This is a genomic window from Bradyrhizobium sp. 45, from assembly GCF_023073155.1.
Lineage (GTDB): Bacteria > Pseudomonadota > Alphaproteobacteria > Rhizobiales > Xanthobacteraceae > Bradyrhizobium > Bradyrhizobium canariense_D.
This window is the reverse complement of the sequence record NZ_JADPIX010000089.1, coordinates 1-508: the sequence shown is the minus strand read 5'-3', so window position 1 is coordinate 508 and position 508 is coordinate 1. Positions and strand designations below refer to the sequence as shown.

General features: G+C 60.6%; 2 protein-coding genes. Both read right to left on the bottom strand.

The annotated features are described in order from the left end of the window. Nucleotides 1–145, bottom strand: a 145-nt coding sequence (locus IVB42_RS14030; protein ID WP_247470460.1) for a transposase, incomplete at its 3' end; no start/stop codon positions are given. 23 nt (nt 146–168) lie between these two features. Further along, nucleotides 169–508 (bottom strand): transposase (locus IVB42_RS14025; RefSeq protein WP_247469853.1); only part of this gene is annotated, 340 nt, incomplete at its 5' end.

Below are 508 nucleotides of genomic sequence, written 5' to 3'. Positions count from 1 at the left end.
AGATCGTCGTGTAAGGGCCATAGTCGGACGGGCAATCGCGCCAGCGTGCGCCGCACTGGAGCATGTGAATGATACCGCTGATAATGCGTCGATCGTCTTGGCGCGCCGGGCCGGTCTGGTTCGTTGGCAGATGAGCTATCGCCAAATTTTGGTGATGGCCGGAGCCGGTCAGGCGGCGGCGGTTATGGGCTGGCGGTCGGTCGGCTTGGCGATGACCTCGATCCCATCATTGAATGTCACACCGACAACGAGTTTTGGCAACTGGTTGTGGCCATCGAGACGACGCCAGCTTCTCTGCGCGGCCTCGAGCAGTTTGAAGACCATCGCGAGTGCCGTCTTGTTGGACAGGCAGCCCTTCGATCGGATGGTGCGGTGGCGAACGGTGGCGAAGGTGCTTTCGATGGGGTTGGTCGTCCGCAAGTGTTTCCAGTGCTCGGCCGGGAAGTCGTAGAACGCCAGTAGCGTGTCTCGATCCTTGCTCAGGCAATCGGCGGCCTTCTCGTACTTC